Here is a 16,865-nt window from a genome sequence, read left to right as displayed (position 1 = left end):
CCATGGCAACCACTTCCGCACCGCTGTTTACCCTGCTGGACGATAACGAGCAGGGCTATGACCGCGCCGAGGTCGACCAGTTCATGGCGCGCGCCCGCGAAGCCTACGACTCCGGGCGCGGTATGCCGCTCTCGGAGATCCGTGAGGTCAGCTTCACCATGGGTCCCGGCGGCTACGATCCCGCCGAGGTGGACTCAGCACTGGACCGCCTTGAGGACGCCTTCGCCGGCGCCGAGCGTGACCGCTACATCGCACAGTACGGTGAGGACGCCTGGTACGAGGAGCTCTATCAGCGCTCCGAGCCGCTGCGTGCCCGGATGGCGCGGCCCCAGGGGCAGCGGTTCCGCGAACCCACAGCCGAGGTGGGCATCGGCTACCGCAAGGATCTAGTCGACCAGCTCACTCAGCAGCTGGAGCAGTATCTCAACGGTGAGAATCCGATGAGCGTGGACGAGATCCGCACTGTGACCTTCGGGGTCAGCCGCGGCAATGAAGCCTATGATGAGGCCCAGGTGGATGCCTTCCTGGACCGGATGACCGAGATCATGGCCTCGGTAGGCTGAACGGAGCAGACCTGACTGAGCACCCTGCGCTGCGCTGGGGCCTCCTCGCCACCGGCGGAATAGCCCGCAAGTTCACTGGAGATGCCCTCTCCGCCGGCCTCCAGGTGGTTGCTGTGGGCTCCCGTTCACAGCAATCGGCCCAGCAGTTCGCCGCTGAGTTCGGCATTGCACAGGCCCACGGCTCCTACCAGGAGCTGGTGGAGAACGATGCAGTGGACATCGTCTATGTGGCCACACCGCATCCGATGCACTACGAGCCGACCATGCTGGCCATTGCGGCCGGAAAGCATGTGCTGGTGGAGAAGCCCTTCATGCTCAACCGGACCCAGGCGGAGCAGGTCCGTGAGGCCGCCCGTGCCAAGAACCTGCTGGTCACCGAGGCCATGTGGACCCGCTATCTGCCGCATATGGTCCGGATCCGGCAGCTCATAGCCTCCGGGGCCATCGGCGAGGTCCGGGCGCTCTTCGCAGACCACGCCCAGTCCTTCGGCTCTGATCCCACGCACCGGATCAACGCACTTGAGCTCGGCGGCGGTGCTCTGCTGGACCTTGGCGTCTACCCGGTCTCCTTCGCCTGGGACGTCCTCGGTGCCCCCAACCAGTGTGCAGGCCTCCGGGCGACTCGGCGATACCGGTGCCGACACGGAGGTCGGGGTGGTGATGACCCACGCATCCGGGGCGATCTCCACCTGCCTGAGCTCCTCTCGGGCGGCCGGGTCCAATACCGCACATATTCTGGGCTCTAGGGGCCGGATCGACATCCACCGGCTCTGGTTCACCTCCGCCGGGTTCACCCAGTACGACGCCGCCGGGGCAGTGGTGGAGCGCTACACACCAGATGCTGCCGGGCACGGTATGCAGTTCCAGGCGATCGCCGCGGAACAGTATGTGGCAGCCGGGAACTTCGACGGCGAGCTGATCACCCTGGACGATTCGGTGGAGATCATGGGCACTCTCGATGAGGTCCGCCGCCAGATCGGTGTCAGCTACCCCGGTGGGGGCAGTGACTGTAGCAGACGGCGTCATTCTGTGACCTCCAGCTCCGCCACGTCTCGCTGGCGGACAACGAGCATCGGGTAGACAAAAGCTACTGCGAGGATGGCGGCTACGCTGATGTGGAGCACGCTGAAGCCGAACTGCTCGGCCACGAACCCGCCCAGCAGGGCGCCGAGGGGTGCCAGTCCGGAGGAGGCGGTCTGCGCGGTGCCGCCGAAGCGGCCCAGCATCCGGCCGGGGACCAGCTTCTGAGCCATCGTCATAGCGATCACATTGCCCACGGTCAGCGAGTAGCCCAGCAGCAGCATCACCACCGCCATCACCCAGGGGGAGGGCCTGATGACCTGAATGACCAGCAGAAAGGGCATGCACCAGAATCCCGCCATCATCAGCGGGAACTCCGCGACCACTTTCAGCAGCAGGCTTACGGTCAGGGTCGCAGCCACAGCCCCGACCGCCATCACGGTGAAGTACAGCGGGAACAGCTCCGCCGGTACCCCGACCGGGGACTGCGGTCCGGTCATCCAGAGCACGAAGACCGCGAAATAGGCGGCGGAGGCGAAGTTGGCCACCATGGACATGGTGAACACCGGGCGCAGCACACGGTGGGTGAGGATGAAGACCAGGCCCTCACGGATATCGCGGAGAGCTTTCGCCACCCCTCCCGAGGCTCCCTCGGTATGCTGCTGAGGCTCCGACTGCGGTGCGCGGAAGCTGCGGCCGCGCATTCCGGCCCAGAGTACGATCATGCCCAATACGCCGATCAGTCCGGGCACCCCGAGCAGCCAGAAGGACCCAGCCAGCACCAGCACTGCGGCGATGGGTGCTCCGATAATGTCCTCGAAGACGAACATTGCGCCCTGAATCCGGCTGTTCGCTGCGGCCAGCTGGGACCGCGGTGCCACTTGAGGCACCATTGCAGTGTTGGCAGCTCCGATGAACACACCGCCCAATGCGTAGAGGAACATCAGTGCGGCCAGTGCCCAGACGCTGAGATTGCCGGTCAGCGCCACCGCCGCGGCACCGAAGACCAGCCCAGCGCGGGCGCCCATCATGATCAGGCGCAGCCGCCGCCGGTCGGTGCGGTCCACCACCAGTCCGGCCAGAATGCCGATCAGCGCGGGGAGCTGGAGGGCGGCGGAGATGATCGAGATCTCCTGCGGGGAGTCCGTGAGCGTGGCGGCCACCAGGGGGACCCCGGCTACCAGAATGCCCCCGGCAATGGCGTTGGCCGCCACGGTGCCCAGGTGGATGTGAAAGTCCCGGCCCAGCTTCTCAGTCTGTGGAGCAGGTGTGGCGGGCGGTGCCACCAGGGGGTCGGTGGGTGAGCCGAGGGGGTCGTGGTTTCCGGTGGCCTGCGCGTTGGCGTGCGACATGGTGCTCTTCTCCGTAGACTAGTGCCAAGAAACACTTGCAAAGTTTTCTATGCAAGTGGATACCTGCAACTATATGACTGCAAAGGAAGTTTTGCAACATGTCTGAGGAACAAGCCACCCCGGACCGTTTTGCGGCAGAAGCCCAGATCACCAACGTCCAGTCGCTGAAGGCATTCGCCCACCCCTTGCGGATGCGGATCCTGGAGTATCTGAGCGACCATGAAGAAGCCACCTCGACCACCCTGGCCAAGCATCTGGGCGAGTCCACCGGGCAGACCTCATACCACCTGCGGCAGTTGGCCAGATACGGCTTCGTCAAGGAGGTGGAGGGCAAGGGAACCGCGCGCGAGCGATGGTGGCGCTCCGGCGGGTTGAACATCCCCGCCGCAGAGGTGCAGACACTTGCCCGGCAGACTCCGCTGATGCAGACCCTGGCCGAACAGCAGGCGCATACACGCACTGAGAAGATGCTGCAGTTCACACGCCGGATTGCCCAGGAGGCCCCTGAATGGGTGGAGGCCTCCGCAAACAGCACTGTGGTCGCCACGCTCACTGCCCAGGAGATGCTGGCCCTGAGGGAGGAGGTCTGGGATGTGCTCGACAAGCATACTGATGCCGCCAAAGCTCGGCGGAACGCAGGGGAGACCGCGGGCAGGCGCCGAGCGCGCATCCACTTTGACGCCTTCCCCCTGGCCCTGGACGAGGATGAACACCCGGAAGAGCAGTAGGCACTAATCGGATGAGAGAGCAGACGAGCGGGGGTACGATGAGCGAGCACAGCCCAGAGCAGGAACAGCAAGCGCCGGTGAGCAAATCGGACCGGTTCTACCGTCTGGCCCATGGTGATCCCCGGCCCAAGCCGGACTTCACCATGGATCCGCTGCACCGGGGCCTGGTGCTGCTCAGCGCGGTGACGGTGCTGGTGATGACAGCATTGGTCGCCCTGCGAGTGCCTGAGATGCCGGAGCAGATCCCGGTGCACTTGAGCATCAGCGGCGAGGTCAACCGTTACGGCTCACCCTGGACATCGCTGTGGGTGACTGCTGGTCTGGCCGTGTTGGTGCTGGGCACGGCCTGGATCTCCTTCAAACCGCACTGGTTCAACTACCCCTACAGGATTGAGCCGGCCAACGCCCAGCGGGTCTACCGCATCGGGCAGCAGCTCACGGTCCAGATCGCAGCGCTGATGGCGGCCGCCACCTTCGGTTCAGCTGCCAGCTGGCTGGGCTGGGGCTTGTTCTGGCTGGTGCCGATGTCCGTGGCCGTGCTGCTGGCCCTGACGGTGATCCACATCATCCGCACCTTCCGCGCCCGCTGAGCCTGCGCGGAAATGCTGGAGATCTTCCCCGGTCATTCGAAGAATCTGATCGGGTTGACGATATCGGCCAGGATCAGCAGCGCGCCCATACCGATCATCAGCACCGCCACCACATAGGTCAGCGGCAGCAGCTTGGAGATGTCGAAGGGGCCCGGGTCAGGCTTGCCGCGCAGCCTGGCCCACAGCCGCCGCAGCGACTCATAGAGCGCCCCGGCCACATGACCACCGTCAAGGGGCAGCAGCGGGATCAGGTTGAACACCATCAGCGCAACGTTCACCGCGGCCACCAGGGAAATCAGAGTGGCGAACCTGGACTCCCAGGGGATCTGGTCCTGGGCCGAGATCTCCCCGGCCACCCGGCCCACACCCACCACAGACATCGGCCCGTCCGGATCGCGCTCGGCTGAGGTGAAGGTGGAGACCGCCACGTCATACATCCGCGCCGGCAGGGTAAGTACGACGCCGCCCACCGCCCGGGTCTGTTCATACACCATGGGACCGGCCTCCCAAGGTGGTTGCCGCTGCACCTCGGTCTGGCTGACAACACCGATGAACCCGGCAGGTTCGGTGACCAGGGCGCCATCTGCGTCACGTTCTGCCCGGCCCATGGCGCCCTCCACGGGGCGTTCGGTGAGGATCGGAGTGACCTGGGTGGCGTGCTGCTCGCCATCGCGCAGATAGACCAGCTGACTCTGCTGGCCGGCCGCATCGCGGATCAGTGGGGTCAGCTCATCCCACTCCTGAACCTCTGTGCCGCCGAAAGCGAGAATCTGATCCCCGGGCTGCAGACCCGCTTCATAGGCGGGCCCCGGCGGATCATCAGCGGTACACTCACGCTCAGCCAGGGACTCCCCGGCATCCTCGGCCTCCACGGTGGTGATGCACTCAAAGACATCGGCCACCTGGGTGGTTGTGGTGTTCATCCCGTGGGTGGAGATGGTCCCGGCGGTCAGCAGCAGCGCGATCAGCCCATTCATCGCCGGGCCGCCGAGCATGATGATGACTTTCTTCCAGGTGGCCAGCCGGTAGAACATCCGGGTCTCATCCCCGGGCTTGAGCTCCTCAGCCGCAACCTCCCGAGCCTCCTGGGACATCTGTTGGAAGATGCCGGTGGAGTGCGAGATCACCGTCTGCTTCTCCTCCGGCACCCGCTCGGCGGCGGAGGACCGCTCGATCGGCGGAGCCGCATATTGGGCGCCCACCTGCTGGAGGTAGGTGTCCCGAGGCTCTGCTGGCTCCGCAGATTCAGCCGGGGCGTCGTCGTCCGCGAGCCCCCGGCTCGCTTTGCTCTCAATCGCCTCGGGCGGGGGGTACATGCCGATCATCGCCACATAGCCGCCCAGGGGCACAGCTTTGACCCCGTACTCGGTCTCGCCTTTGGTCTTGGACCAGAGGGTGGGGCCGAAGCCCACCATGTACTGGGTGACCCGGACTTTGAAGAGTTTGGCTGGCAGCAGGTGGCCGATCTCATGCAGGGCGATCGAGGCGATGATGCCGATCACCATGATGAGGATCCCAGCCAGCATGAGCAGGGCGGTCATCGGGCAGCTCCCGGGGCTGCCACAGCGGTGCCGATGAGGTCATCGGCCATCCTGCGGGCCCAGGCCTCGGCGCCCAGCACATCCTCCAGGGTCACATCACCGGTGGGAGCACTGTGCTGAGCCAGCACCGCCTCCACTGTGGGTACGATCCGCCCGAAGCTCAGCTGCTCGGTATGAAAGGCCTCCACCGCCTGCTCATTCGCGGCGTTATAGACCGCCATATGGGTACCCGAGGCACCGGCTGCCTGCTTGGCCAGCTGCACCGCTGGGAAGGCTTGCTCATCCAGTGGCTCGAACTGCCACTGCGCCGCTGCAGAGAAGTCACAGGCCGCCGCAGCTGACGGCACTCGATGGGGATGTCCCAAAGCCAGGGCGATCGGTAGGCGCATATCCGGCGGAGAGGCCTGAGCCATGATCGAACCGTCCACGTACTGCACCATCGAATGGACCACCGACTGCGGGTGGACCACCACATCAATGTGCTCCAGCGGCACCTCGAACAACAGATGCGCCTCGATGACCTCTAGAGCCTTATTGACCATCGTGGCCGAGTTGGTGGTGACCACCCGGCCCATATTCCAGGTCGGATGCGCCAAAGCCTGAGCTGGTGTCACATCAGCCAGCTGCTGCGCGCTCCACCCCCGGAACGGCCCGCCCGAGGCAGTGAGGATCAGCTTGGCCACCTCGGCGGCCGATCCGGCGGTCAGCGCCTGCCAGAGGGCCGAATGCTCGGAGTCCACCGGCAGAATCCTCCCGGAGCGAACCGCATCGCCGAGCAGACTGCCGCCCACGATCAGCGACTCCTTATTCGCCAGTGCCAGCAGCGCCCCGCGCTTCACCACCGCCAGAGTCGGCCGCAGGCCGATCGAGCCGGTCATTGCGTTGAGCACCATATCGGCGCGCTCATCGCCGGCAATGCTCACTGCGGCCTCCTGGCCGGTGAGCACCTCTACCTCATGGGTGACCCCTGCCTGGGCCAGGGCATCGGCCAGCGGCGGATTCGCCGGATTCTCAGACGTGCCGCCGTCGGCCGCGATCCCCGCCAGGGACGCCCCGGTGGCCTTGACCTGGGCGGCCAGCAGCCGGGTATTCGTGCCGGCCGAGAGACTCACCGCCGCAAATCGCTCCGGATGCTCGGCAATGATCTCCAGCGCCTGGGTGCCGACAGAGCCGGTGGAGCCCAGGATCGCGATGCGACGGGGTTGGGACATGCGCCCCATTATCCCGGCTGAACCACCGCCGCCAAACTCCGCTGTTCCTGGCCGTGAGCCCGGACACGGGGAGCAGGTAGGCTGGATGCAATCAAGTCTTAGACGTTTCGGCCCCAAGCCGCTGTGAAGGAGCTTTCCATGGAGATCACCCTGCGCGATGTTGAGTCCGCTGACCTGGACGAGTTCTTCCGCTTCCAGCAGGATGCCGATGCCGCGCATATGGCGGGCTTCGCCCCTACCAACCCCAAGGACCGCAGCATCTTCGACCACCACTGGGGGGAACTGCTCAACGATGAGAAGTCCCTGGTGCGCACCATCGATGTGGACGGTCAGGCGGCAGGGTCCATCGCAGTCTTCCGGGACGGGGACACCCATGAGGTCATGTTCTGGACTGATAAGCGGTTCTGGGACAAGGGAGTCACCACCACGGCCTTCGACCTCTTCCTCGAGGAATTCCAGAAGCGGCCGTTGCGGGCCCGGGTGGTGGTGGACAACGTGGGCTCGCTGAAGATCCTGGAGTCCCGCGGGTTCACCGAGATCGGTGAGGAGCAGGTTTTCTCCAATGCCCGCGCAGAGGTGGTCACCGAGAAACTCCTGGAACTGCGCTGAGGCCCCGCCCACAGCGCGGCCGGAGGCCGCTGAGGTGATCAGGCAGCGCGGTACTCGGTACGATGGAACACGTGAGCACAATTAACTTGGGCATCCCCACGGTGAAGGAAGAACCTCCTGTCCTGGCACCCCGGCGGAAGACCCGGAATTTCATGGTGGGAGACGTGGGCGTAGGCAGCGACCACCAGATCTCGGTGCAGTCAATGACCACCACTAAGACCCACGACATCAACGCCACCCTGCAGCAGATCGCAGAGCTGACCGCCTCCGGCTGCGATATTGTCCGGGTGGCCTGCCCCACGGACAAGGATGCCGCGGCGCTGCCGATCATCGCCAAGAAGTCCCAGATCCCGGTGATCGCGGATATCCACTTCCAGCCCAAGTATGTCTACGCCGCCATCGAGGCCGGCTGCGGTGCGGTGCGGGTCAACCCCGGCAACATCCGCAAGTTCGACGACCAGGTGGGCGAGATCTCCAAGATGGCCAAAGACCATGGGGTCTCGCTGCGGATCGGGGTCAACGCCGGCTCCCTGGACAAGCGGCTGATGGACAAATACGGCAAGGCCACCCCCGAGGCGCTGGTGGAGTCAGCGGTCTGGGAGGCAAGCCTGTTCGAGGAGCACGATTTCCACGACTTCAAGATCAGCGTGAAGCACCACGATCCGGTGATTATGGTCCAGGCCTACGAGATGCTCGCCGAACGCGGAGACTGGCCCCTACACCTAGGCGTGACCGAGGCCGGACCGGCCTTCCAGGGCACCATCAAGTCAGCCACCGCCTTCGGTGCACTGCTTGCCAAGGGCATCGGTGACACTATCCGAGTCTCGCTATCCGCCCCGCCTGCGGAAGAGGTCAAGGTGGGCAACCAGATCCTGGAGTCGCTGAACCTGCGGCCCCGCAAGCTGGAGATCGTCTCCTGCCCCTCCTGCGGACGCGCCCAGGTGGATGTCTACACCCTGGCCGATGAGGTCACTGCTGGGCTCGAAGGCATGGAGGTTCCGCTGCGCGTGGCCGTAATGGGCTGTGTGGTCAACGGTCCCGGCGAGGCCCGCGACGCCGATCTGGGCGTGGCCTCCGGCAATGGCAAGGGCCAGATCTTCGTCAAGGGTGAGGTCATCAAGACCGTGCCTGAGGACCAGATCGTGGAGACCCTCATCGAGGAGGCCAACCGCCTCGCCGAGGAGATGGGTCTGGACTCTGAGGGAGAGGAAGCCCCCTCTGGTGCCCCTGTGGTCTCCGTCAGCTAACCTTCAGGTCAGGGTCGCCCGCGCCAGCGGGGGACAGGTCCGGGTTCTGGAGGACGCCGACACCGCCGCACTCAACACGCTGCTGGCCGCCGACCCGGTGGGCACCGTCTCTGTGGCCGCGGCAGTGTCGAGTCGAGGTACAGCCGCCCCCGGCAGGGGGCGCACCGGTGCACTGGTTCTGGGCATAGACCAGGAGAACGCCGAAGCCAACGATCAACCTGAGCTGGCTGCCGCCTGCTGGCTGGGCGCCAATATCATCCCGGTCTGCGCCGGTGCCCAGCAGGCCGAGGCCTTCGGGAGGGTGCTCGCCGCCCTGCGCCGCCGCGTCTCCTCCATCTACGGCCGCTCCGAACCGGTGCTGGAGCTCTTCGGCACCACCGGATGGGGCAACCACCGTGAAATCCGAGCTGAGCAGCCGCTGATGGTAATGACCGAGGAGCCACAGCTGGAACCGCTTCCCGGGGTGCGGAAGTCCCGGATCGAGGAGTTCGCGGCTGTGGAGCGGGCCTGCGCGGCGATGTTCACCGAGGAGCTCGGCTTTTCGCCCTATACCCAGGGCACCAGCCAGTACCGTGACCGGGTCCGGGGGCTCATCCAGGACGGGCATTCGCTGATCGCGGTGGACCCGGAGACCCGGAAGATCATGTTCAAGGCCGAGTTCGGGGCCGTCACCTCCCAGGCGGTGCAGGTCCAAGGTGTCTGGGTGCACCCGCAGTGGCGGGGCCGTGGCCTGGCCGCCCCTGGGATGGCGGCAGTGGTGCGCCACGGGCTGAAACTGGCACCGAAGGTCAGCCTCTACGTCAACGCCTACAACACGCCGGCGCTGCGGGCCTACGAACGTGTAGGCTTCAGCCGCGCCGGCAGCTTCTCCACGGTCCTGTTTTAGACTCCTAAGCATGTATGGGGAGCTGGAGTATGCGCTGACAACAGGGGATGCCTGAACATGCCCATCTTCGGGCTGATTGACCAGCAGCAGATTCGGCGTGCCGCAGCACTGGTGCCGCTGTTCGGGCTGAGGATGAGGACTGAGAATCATCTCAGGCGAACATTTGATGCAAACTCTGCAACTTTTTTGAGGCTCTCTTCGACTCACTGATGTCAGCACCCAGCTGACCGATGTGAACCACCAAGCACAAAGGAGAAGACCGATGAAACCCGAAAACCGCTACACCGTCCCGGGACTGCTCACCGTCGCCGCCCTGACACTGGCCGGCTGCGGCCCTGAGGATGAAAACCCCGCAGAGTTCCAGGATGAGGCCGAGACCTCCTCGCAGGTGGAGCCTGCCGGTGAGACCGAGGAGGCTGAGGAGGAGGATCCCGAGCAGGAGGAAGATCAGGAGCTCACCGAAGAGCAGAGTGAGGCCGAGGAGGAAGGCGAGCCCGAGGAGGGCGAGGCCGAAACGCCTGAATCTGGTGCTGATTCCACACTCGACCATGAGGATGCAGCAGATACCATCACCTATCCGATCTCCACCCAATCCGGGATGGAGGGGGAGATCTCCATGGGCCTGCACTCCCTAGAGGTCACCGACCAGGGGATGCTGCTGACCATGACCTTTGTGCCGGACTATGACGACTCGGAAGGCCCGGCACGTTTCCATGACGAACTGCACACGGCCCGGAACATCGACTCCCATCTGTTGCCGGTGGTCAATGACCGGGCGAACCTCAAGGCCTACTATGTGCCCAATGAGGCCGGGGACCAGCTCTCGGGCTGGGTGCCCGGCAACAGGGAGGCCTGGGCCTCAGAACTCAACATCCGCCCGCGTTCCGGTGAAACAGTGGCCTTCTGGGCCTATTACCCGGTGCCTGAGGATGACATTGACACAGTGGACATCGCGGTGATGGACGGGGTCCAGGACTTCCGAGAGGTGGAGATCGACTGGGGCAGCTACGGCCCAGCAGACTACGGGGATGCAGCGGGGGAGGATGACGATGAGTGAGCCATCAGGGCGCAGCCTGACCCCGGGGCTCACCGCGGTGCTGCTCTGCGCCGGACTGCTGCTGGGAACGGCCGGCACTGCGGCCGCCGAGGAGGAGCAGAACACTGCACCCCCGGAGGCCCCGGACGGTCTCAGTGAGCTGGGCAGCTTCGTGGCCCGACATGACGGCGCAGAGTTCATTCGCCGCTATGACGGAGCGGAGTTCGTGGACCGCCTCGGCGCCAGCGACCCGGAGGAGCAGGACCTGATCATCCTGGAGACCGATATTCTCTTCAACTCCAATGAGTGGGAGCTGCCGCCCAGCGCTGGGGATCATATTGCAGAACTGGTCTCGGACATTCCGGAGGGGGCCTCGGTGACCGTCCACGGTCACACCGATTCCCGGCCGGTCAATGAGGAGCTCTACGAGTTCGACAACCTGGAGCTTTCGGAGAACCGGGCTCAGGCCGTGGCGGAGGCGCTGGCAGAGAAGCGCCCCGACCTTCAGCTCACCGTGGAGGGCTTCGGCGACTCCGAGCCTGCGGTGGCGGAGGACGACGACGATCCCGCCACTTTCGCGGCCAATCGCCGGGTGGAGATCCGCGCTAACGACTGATTGATCCGAAGAGGTTCTGGTCCCCGGCGCGTGCATCCTGCCGGGGACCTGCTCCGCGGGGATACTGAGAAGCGATGAAAATTGACCGCCGCACCGCTGTCCTCTGCCTGGCCCTCGCGCTGCTGATGCTCAGCAGCTGTGAGGCTGACCCGCAGCAGGATGAGGGCCCGCTCGGCGGCGGCTCCCTGGACAGCTCCGTGGATGAGGCTCAGGCCTCAGCCCCGGAGCCTGCGGGAGAGCAGCTGGATCATGAGCAGATGCGCCAGGCGCTTGAGGAACGCACCGGAGCAGCACATATCAGCGACACTGATGACTGGTGGCCGCATCTGCGCGATCTCAACCGGGAACTGCAGCGCCTGCAGGTGGACCCTACCGACTGCAAGCCCTATGTCACCGCATCTGCGCTGCCGGTGCCCACCGGGGCACTGGGCGCGCTCGCCGAGGACGGGGACACCCAGACTGTCATCTACAGCTTTGCCGAGACCGCCGCCGCCGAGGAATACCTCTCCTCCGAGCGCACCGGAGTCAGTCGCTGCGCTGAGCACACCGTGATCCGCGATCTGGGTGAGAGCACCGCAGAGGCCCGGACCGAGCTCACCGAGCTCGAGCTGCTCAGCGGCGCCGAGGATGCCCTGGCCGTGCGCCGGGTGATGACCACTGATGATACCCACCAGCGCCAGCTCGCAGTGCTGCTGCGCCATGGTGCAGTGATCGTGCTCAGCACCCAGCCCGAGGATGAGGAGACAGCAGTCGACGCCGCCCTGGTCACCTTGGAGGCCCAGAGCGCCGCAGTTCTCTCCGAGCTGGTGGGTGAGGAGATCACCGCGCCCGAGCCGGAGCCCGAGGAGGACCAGGAGGACGAAGAGGACGAGGAGGAAGACTCCGCGGCGGAGGACTCAGCCGAAGACCCCGATGGTGGCTCGCAGGATGAGACCTCAGACGAGTGAGCGCCCTATGCCAGTGATTGTGCTCGCTGGACCAGATGCGCCACGGCCCCATCCAGTGCCACGTTCACAGCCTCCCCGCTGCGCCGGTCCTTGACCTCCACCAGACCCTCGGCTAGTCCACGGCCCACCACCACAATGGTAGGCACTCCCAGCAGCTCGGCATCGCCGAACTTCACCCCGGGGGAGACTTTGGGCCGGTCATCGTAGATCACGCTCAGCCCGGCCGACTCCAGCTCCGCGGAGAGCTTCTCGGCGGCCTCGAAGATCTCTGCGCCTTTGCCGGTGGCCACCAGGTGCACATCAGCCGGTGCTACTGCGGCCGGCCAGATGATGCCTTTGTCATCATGGTTGTCCTCCACCAGAGCGGCCATGGCCCGGGTCACCCCGAACCCGTAGGAGCCCATGGTCACAGTGCTCAGCTTGCCGTCGGCGCCGAGCAGCTGCAGTCCCAGGGCCTCGGCGTATTTGGTGCCGAGCATGAAGATGTGCCCCATCTCGATACCGCGCCGGGTGGTCAGCGGCCCGGAGCCGTCAGGGGCTGGGTCGCCGTCGCGCACCACGACTGACTCGATAGTGCCGTCCCAGCCGAAGTCACGGCCGGCGACCAGTCCGAACACATGCTGATCGGCAGCATTGGCCCCGGTGATCCACCGGGTGCCGGCCACGATCCGGGGGTCCACCAGATAGGGAATCCCGGTGGCGCCCTGCCGGCCCAGCACCGGAGCATCCAGGGAGAGACCGGGGCCGATATAGCCGCGGACCAGGCCCGGATTGGCCTTCAGATCAGCCTCTGTGGCTGCCTCCAGCTGCACTTCGCCCTCGATCCCCAGCTCTGCCCCGAGGGTGGCCTCGGCCCGCTTGAGGTCCACCTCGCGGTCCCCAGGAACACCGATCACGGCCAGCTGGCGGTCTCCCTCGGGAGTGATCACGGCCACCACCACGTTCTTCAGGGTGTCCGCTGCGGTCCACGGGCGGTCCGCGCGGGGATGGTCGGCATTGGCGGCCTCCACCAGGGTGGCGATGGTGTCCGTACCCGGGGTGTGGTGGACCTGGGCGGGTGGGGCGTCGTCGTAGTCAATGGGCTCTGGGGCCGCAGTGGTGACTGCCTCCACATTGGCCCGGTAGCCCCCCGGTGACTCCACGAAGGTGTCCTCGCCCACCGGATTGGGGTGCAGGAACTCCTCAGAGGCCGAGCCCCCCATGGCTCCTGACTGCGCGCTCACCGGCACCACGGGCAGGCCGAGGCGCTCGAAGATCCGCAGGTAGGCGGCGCGGTAGGCGTCATAGGCGGCCTGCTGGTCCTCCTCGGTGAGGCAGAAGGAGTAGGCGTCCTTCATGATGAACTCACGCCCGCGCAGCAGCCCGGCGCGGGGACGGGCCTCATCCCGGTACTTGGTCTGGATCTGATAGAGGTTCAGCGGCAGGTCCTTATAGCTGCCAGCGATGTCCTTGACCAGCTGGGTGAACACCTCCTCATGGGTGGGTGCCAAGAGATGATTGGGCAGCCGCACCTGCTGGGTCTCGCCCTCCTCATCGGTGTAGGTGATCGCCTCAGCCTTGCGGTCAGGCACCCGGAAGATTCCGTCGCCGTACTCGGCCCAGCGGCCGGTGGCCTCATAGGGCTCCTTGGGCAGCAGTGCCGGGAAGTGCACCTCCTGGGCACCGATGGCATGCATCTCCTCGCGCACGATCGCCTCGATCCGGCGCAGCACGGCCAGTCCGAGCGGCAGCCAGGAGTAGATGCCGGCACCGGCCTGGCGGATATATCCAGCACGGACCAGCAGCTGGTGGCTGGCCACCTCGGCACCGACGGGGTTATCGCGCAGAGTGCGCAGGAAAAGATGGGACAGGCGTGTGGTCATGGCCGTCAGTCTAGTCGGGCCGGGCCGCTCAGTGCTGTGCTCCAAGCGGGGTTCCCTGCAGGTGACAGGAGTTTGGCACAATGGCAGCTATGGCAGTCCCACCGCGCGCAACTCAGACCAACCGGTTCAAAGGCCCCCGGGCGGAGCGGCTGGCCGGCCTGCTCGAACCCACGGTCAACGCCCACGGGCTCTACCTGGAGGAGCTGACACTCACCGGCCAGGGGGAGCGCACTGTGCTGCAGCTGGTGGTTGACTACCCCGAGGGCACAGACAGTGTGGACCTGGACACCCTTGCCGCGCTCTCCGAGGCAGTCTCGCTGGTGCTGGACAGCGCCGAGAAGGACAGCGCCGAGGACAGCGCTGCGGCAGATGGCGCAGCGGAAGGAGCAGGGGCTGAGGCCGCTGCAGCGGAGCCGCTGGCAGCCCTGAGCACCTATGAGCTGGAGGTCTCCACCCCGGGTGCCACCCGGCCGCTGACCGAACCCAGACACTTCCGGCGCAATACCGGCAGGCTGCTGGAGATCGACCTGCGCGCCGATGCACCGGAGCAGGATGCCAAGGGGGCTGGGGCACTCACTGCCCGGCTGAAACAGGTGCAGCAGGGCGGCGTCGTCGTTCAGGAAATCATCCCCGCGCCCAAAAAGGGCATGAAGCCCAAAACGGGCCCGGAGAAACATATACCCTTTGAATCCATCGCCCGGGCCCGCGTCCAGGTAGAGTTTTCACACACTGATTGAACGTGGTCGACCGGAGGCACAAGTGGATATCGATATGAGCGCCCTGCGCATGCTCGTCCAAGAGCGTGACATTCCTCTCGAGCGGCTGATGCCTGCCATTGAGCAGGCGCTGGTCCTTGCCTACCACAAGACTCCCGGCGCCCTGCAGCAGGCCCGCGCCGAGGTGGACCCCCAGACCGGGCATGTCACCATCTGGGCCAAGGAGCTTGAAGAGGACGGAACTGTGGTCGGCGAGTTCGACGACACGCCCAAGAACTTCGGCCGGGTAGCTGCCGCCACGGCACGCCAGGTCATCATGCAGCGGATCCGCGACGCCGAGGATGAGAGTGTGCTCGGGGAGTTCAAGTCCAAGCAGGGCGAGCTGGTCTCCGGGATCGTCCAGCAGGACCGCAGCCCGCATACGGTCAAGGTGGACATCGGCGGCACCGAGGCTGACCTGCCGGCCCAGGAACACGCCCCCGGGGAGTCCTATACGCATGGTTCCCGGCTGCGCGCCTTTGTAGTGGACGTGCACCGGGGGTTCAAGGGTCCGCAGATCACCCTCTCCCGATCGCACCCGGGCCTGGTGAAGAAGCTCTTCGCCCATGAGGTGCCCGAGATCGCCGACGGCACCGTGGAGATCACCTCGATCGCCCGTGAGGCTGGGCACCGCACCAAGATCGCCGTGCGCCCCACCCAGTCCGGGATCAACGCCAAGGGTGCCTGCATCGGGGCGATGGGCTCGCGGGTCCGGGCGGTGATGACCGAGCTCAATGACGAGAAGATCGACATCATCGACTATGCCGAGGACCCCGCCCAGTTCATCGCCAACGCCCTCTCCCCGGCCAAAGTGAGTTCAGTCACCATCCTGGATGAGGCCACCCGGTCGGCCCGGGCTGTGGTGCCGGAGTATCAGCTGTCGCTGGCCATCGGTAAAGAGGGGCAGAACGCCCGCCTGGCCGCCAAGCTCACCGGCTGGCGGATCGACATCGTCTCTGACGCCGCCCCGGCTGCGGCTTGACCGCCCTGGTAGACTCGAATGGTCCCATTCAGGACGTGTGTCGGCTGCCGGCAGCGCACTGAGCAGGACAGTGTCGTCAGATTCGCACTTGTGGGTGACCAGGTTGTTCTGGATGCTCGGCGGCGGATGCCTGGCCGCGGCGCCTGGCTCCACCGGAATCGCGAGTGCTTTGAGACCGCGCTCAAGCGCAGAGCCTTCAACCGGGCTTTCCGCCGGCCGGTCCAGACGGCACAGCTGGATTTTGACCAGATGACCACCACTATCGGAAGCGGGTTGGAAAGAGATGAACACCCGATGAGTACCGACGGATGAGCGCCCAGTGATGAGCCCCATTCATACCGTCACGGAATCAAGCACGCTAAACGGCCTGCTCCTGATGATCCGCTGATACCGAGCCCCGCTTGGTCGGCGGGGCATTGCGCGGGCCAGAGAAGGAGAACAGTGGCCAAGGCCCGCGTACACGAGATCGCCAAAGAGATCGGCGTCTCATCCAAAGAAGCACTCGCTAAGCTCCAGGAGCTGGGCGAATTCGTCAAATCCCCCTCTTCAACGGTAGAGCCCCCGGTGGCCAAGAAGCTCCGGGCAGCCTTCCCCCAGGCGGAGAAGCCTGCTCCGGCTCCGGCTGAGAAGAAGCCGGCCCCCAAGCCTGCACCCAAGAAGCCGGCCGCTCCCAAGCCAGCTGCTGAGCAGCCGGCCAAGGAGAAGCCCGCCGCTCCGGCTGAGCAGCCCCCGGCGGCTGAGTCTCAGGCAGCGCCGAAGCCCCCGGCCAAGTCGCAGGAAGCGCCCGAGTCCAAATCGGATGCCCCGGCGCCCAAGCCCGGTGCACCTAAGCCCCCCGCTCCTGGCCCGAAGCCTGGTGCCCCCAAGCCCCGCAGCGGCGGCAACAATCCCTTCGGTCTGGCCTCGGACCGGGAGGCTCC

General features: G+C 65.7%; 19 protein-coding genes. 15 read left to right on the top strand and 4 right to left on the bottom strand.

Annotated elements, in window-relative coordinates; translation table 11 throughout:
* Positions 1-2 precede the first annotated feature (2 nt).
* Genes GNZ21_RS10620 through GNZ21_RS16200 form a run of 3 tightly spaced genes read left to right on the top strand, consistent with a single transcriptional unit; the run spans position 3 to position 1,643 of the window.
* Positions 3-563: a DivIVA domain-containing protein gene (locus GNZ21_RS10620; RefSeq protein WP_157324137.1), complete on the top strand. Its 561-nt coding sequence runs from the start codon at positions 3-5 to the stop codon at positions 561-563.
* Positions 560-1,309, top strand: a complete 750-nt coding sequence (locus GNZ21_RS10615; protein WP_308805450.1) for a Gfo/Idh/MocA family protein — start codon at positions 560-562, stop codon at positions 1,307-1,309. The genes GNZ21_RS10620 and GNZ21_RS10615 overlap by 4 nt, the downstream gene beginning before the upstream one ends.
* Positions 1,224-1,643: a hypothetical protein gene (locus GNZ21_RS16200; protein ID WP_308805448.1), complete on the top strand. Its 420-nt coding sequence runs from the start codon at positions 1,224-1,226 to the stop codon at positions 1,641-1,643. The genes GNZ21_RS10615 and GNZ21_RS16200 overlap by 86 nt, the downstream gene beginning before the upstream one ends.
* Here GNZ21_RS16200 and GNZ21_RS10610 read toward each other — a convergent pair.
* A complete protein-coding gene (locus GNZ21_RS10610; RefSeq protein ID WP_157324135.1) occupies positions 1,586-2,935 on the bottom strand; it encodes an MFS transporter in 1,350 nt (449 codons plus the stop codon). The genes GNZ21_RS16200 and GNZ21_RS10610 overlap by 58 nt on opposite strands.
* A 98-nt stretch (positions 2,936-3,033) precedes the next feature.
* Between GNZ21_RS10610 and GNZ21_RS10605 the strand changes: the two genes are divergently transcribed.
* Positions 3,034-3,663 (top strand): winged helix-turn-helix domain-containing protein, encoded by a 630-nt coding sequence (locus GNZ21_RS10605; protein WP_157324133.1) that lies wholly within the window; start codon positions 3,034-3,036, stop codon positions 3,661-3,663.
* An 11-nt stretch (positions 3,664-3,674) separates the two neighbouring features.
* Positions 3,675-4,253: a DUF1648 domain-containing protein gene (locus GNZ21_RS10600; protein WP_157324131.1), complete on the top strand. Its 579-nt coding sequence runs from the start codon at positions 3,675-3,677 to the stop codon at positions 4,251-4,253.
* A gap of 32 nt (positions 4,254-4,285) precedes the next feature.
* On the opposite strand, the gene GNZ21_RS10595 is transcribed toward GNZ21_RS10600, so the two are convergent.
* Both GNZ21_RS10595 and dxr read right to left on the bottom strand, forming a co-directional pair.
* Complete coding sequence (locus GNZ21_RS10595) at positions 4,286-5,794, bottom strand: M50 family metallopeptidase (protein ID WP_157324129.1); 1,509 nt, start codon at positions 5,792-5,794, stop codon at positions 4,286-4,288.
* Positions 5,791-7,005, bottom strand: coding sequence for a 1-deoxy-D-xylulose-5-phosphate reductoisomerase (gene dxr, locus GNZ21_RS10590; RefSeq protein WP_157324127.1), 1,215 nt, complete (start codon positions 7,003-7,005; stop codon positions 5,791-5,793). The genes GNZ21_RS10595 and dxr overlap by 4 nt, the downstream gene beginning before the upstream one ends.
* Before the next feature lie 138 nt (positions 7,006-7,143).
* Here dxr and GNZ21_RS10585 point away from each other — a divergent pair, with 138 nt between their 5' ends.
* The 6 genes from GNZ21_RS10585 to GNZ21_RS10560 all read left to right on the top strand — a co-directional run bounded on the left by GNZ21_RS10585 (position 7,144) and on the right by GNZ21_RS10560 (position 12,346).
* Positions 7,144-7,614 carry a GNAT family N-acetyltransferase gene (locus GNZ21_RS10585; protein ID WP_157324125.1) on the top strand — a complete coding sequence of 157 codons (471 nt, stop codon included), beginning with the start codon at positions 7,144-7,146 and terminating at the stop codon, positions 7,612-7,614.
* A gap of 62 nt (positions 7,615-7,676) precedes the next feature.
* Positions 7,677-8,861 carry a flavodoxin-dependent (E)-4-hydroxy-3-methylbut-2-enyl-diphosphate synthase gene (gene ispG / locus GNZ21_RS10580; protein ID WP_157324124.1) on the top strand — a complete coding sequence of 395 codons (1,185 nt, stop codon included), beginning with the start codon at positions 7,677-7,679 and terminating at the stop codon, positions 8,859-8,861.
* Entirely contained in the window at positions 8,836-9,747 is a 912-nt protein-coding gene (locus GNZ21_RS10575) for a GNAT family N-acetyltransferase (protein WP_188503476.1), read from the top strand. Before ispG ends, GNZ21_RS10575 begins: the two co-directional genes overlap by 26 nt.
* A gap of 262 nt (positions 9,748-10,009) precedes the next feature.
* Positions 10,010-10,804 (top strand): hypothetical protein, encoded by a 795-nt coding sequence (locus GNZ21_RS10570; RefSeq protein WP_157324122.1) that lies wholly within the window; start codon positions 10,010-10,012, stop codon positions 10,802-10,804.
* Entirely contained in the window at positions 10,797-11,399 is a 603-nt protein-coding gene (locus GNZ21_RS10565) for an OmpA family protein (RefSeq protein ID WP_157324120.1), read from the top strand. Before GNZ21_RS10570 ends, GNZ21_RS10565 begins: the two co-directional genes overlap by 8 nt.
* A gap of 74 nt (positions 11,400-11,473) precedes the next feature.
* On the top strand, positions 11,474-12,346 hold the full coding sequence (locus tag GNZ21_RS10560) for a hypothetical protein (RefSeq protein ID WP_157324119.1): 873 nt from the start codon (positions 11,474-11,476) through the stop codon (positions 12,344-12,346).
* Between the two features lie 5 nt (positions 12,347-12,351).
* On the opposite strand, the gene GNZ21_RS10555 is transcribed toward GNZ21_RS10560, so the two are convergent.
* A complete protein-coding gene (locus tag GNZ21_RS10555) occupies positions 12,352-14,208 on the bottom strand; it encodes a proline--tRNA ligase (RefSeq protein WP_157324117.1) in 1,857 nt (618 codons plus the stop codon).
* Positions 14,209-14,297: 89 nt separating this feature from the next.
* Here GNZ21_RS10555 and GNZ21_RS10550 point away from each other — a divergent pair, with 89 nt between their 5' ends.
* From GNZ21_RS10550 to GNZ21_RS10535, 4 genes are all read left to right on the top strand, one after another.
* The gene (locus GNZ21_RS10550; protein WP_157324115.1) at positions 14,298-14,945 is read left to right on the top strand and encodes a ribosome maturation factor RimP; all 648 of its coding nucleotides are present in this window, start codon (positions 14,298-14,300) and stop codon (positions 14,943-14,945) included.
* Between the two features lie 22 nt (positions 14,946-14,967).
* The gene (gene nusA, locus GNZ21_RS10545) at positions 14,968-15,945 is read left to right on the top strand and encodes a transcription termination factor NusA (RefSeq protein ID WP_188503475.1); all 978 of its coding nucleotides are present in this window, start codon (positions 14,968-14,970) and stop codon (positions 15,943-15,945) included.
* An 18-nt stretch (positions 15,946-15,963) separates the two neighbouring features.
* Positions 15,964-16,257 (top strand): YlxR family protein, encoded by a 294-nt coding sequence (locus GNZ21_RS10540; RefSeq protein ID WP_157324111.1) that lies wholly within the window; start codon positions 15,964-15,966, stop codon positions 16,255-16,257.
* Positions 16,258-16,386: 129 nt separating this feature from the next.
* The coding region (locus GNZ21_RS10535) for a translation initiation factor IF-2 N-terminal domain-containing protein (RefSeq protein ID WP_331250824.1) at positions 16,387-16,865 on the top strand (479 nt) is incomplete at its 3' end.

The organism is Nesterenkonia alkaliphila (assembly GCF_009758175.1).
Classification (GTDB): Bacteria; Actinomycetota; Actinomycetes; order Actinomycetales; family Micrococcaceae; genus Nesterenkonia; species Nesterenkonia alkaliphila.
The sequence above is the reverse complement of the archived record's forward strand: the minus strand, read 5'-3'. Positions and strand labels throughout refer to the sequence as shown.

Coding starts and splice junctions, on each gene's coding strand:
- GNZ21_RS10550 (WP_157324115.1), top strand. CDS start 14,298: ATGGCAGTCCCACCGCGCGCAACTCAGACCAACCGGTTCAAAGGCCCC.
- dxr (WP_157324127.1), bottom strand. CDS start 7,005: ATGTCCCAACCCCGTCGCATCGCGATCCTGGGCTCCACCGGCTCTGTC.
- GNZ21_RS10610 (WP_157324135.1), bottom strand. CDS start 2,935: ATGTCGCACGCCAACGCGCAGGCCACCGGAAACCACGACCCCCTCGGC.
- ispG (WP_157324124.1), top strand. CDS start 7,677: ATGGAACACGTGAGCACAATTAACTTGGGCATCCCCACGGTGAAGGAA.
- GNZ21_RS10585 (WP_157324125.1), top strand. CDS start 7,144: ATGGAGATCACCCTGCGCGATGTTGAGTCCGCTGACCTGGACGAGTTC.
- GNZ21_RS16200 (WP_308805448.1), top strand. CDS start 1,224: ATGACCCACGCATCCGGGGCGATCTCCACCTGCCTGAGCTCCTCTCGG.
- GNZ21_RS10570 (WP_157324122.1), top strand. CDS start 10,010: ATGAAACCCGAAAACCGCTACACCGTCCCGGGACTGCTCACCGTCGCC.
- GNZ21_RS10555 (WP_157324117.1), bottom strand. CDS start 14,208: ATGACCACACGCCTGTCCCATCTTTTCCTGCGCACTCTGCGCGATAAC.
- GNZ21_RS10595 (WP_157324129.1), bottom strand. CDS start 5,794: ATGACCGCCCTGCTCATGCTGGCTGGGATCCTCATCATGGTGATCGGC.
- GNZ21_RS10560 (WP_157324119.1), top strand. CDS start 11,474: ATGAAAATTGACCGCCGCACCGCTGTCCTCTGCCTGGCCCTCGCGCTG.
- GNZ21_RS10540 (WP_157324111.1), top strand. CDS start 15,964: ATGGTCCCATTCAGGACGTGTGTCGGCTGCCGGCAGCGCACTGAGCAG.
- GNZ21_RS10565 (WP_157324120.1), top strand. CDS start 10,797: ATGAGTGAGCCATCAGGGCGCAGCCTGACCCCGGGGCTCACCGCGGTG.
- GNZ21_RS10620 (WP_157324137.1), top strand. CDS start 3: ATGGCAACCACTTCCGCACCGCTGTTTACCCTGCTGGACGATAACGAG.
- GNZ21_RS10600 (WP_157324131.1), top strand. CDS start 3,675: ATGAGAGAGCAGACGAGCGGGGGTACGATGAGCGAGCACAGCCCAGAG.
- GNZ21_RS10605 (WP_157324133.1), top strand. CDS start 3,034: ATGTCTGAGGAACAAGCCACCCCGGACCGTTTTGCGGCAGAAGCCCAG.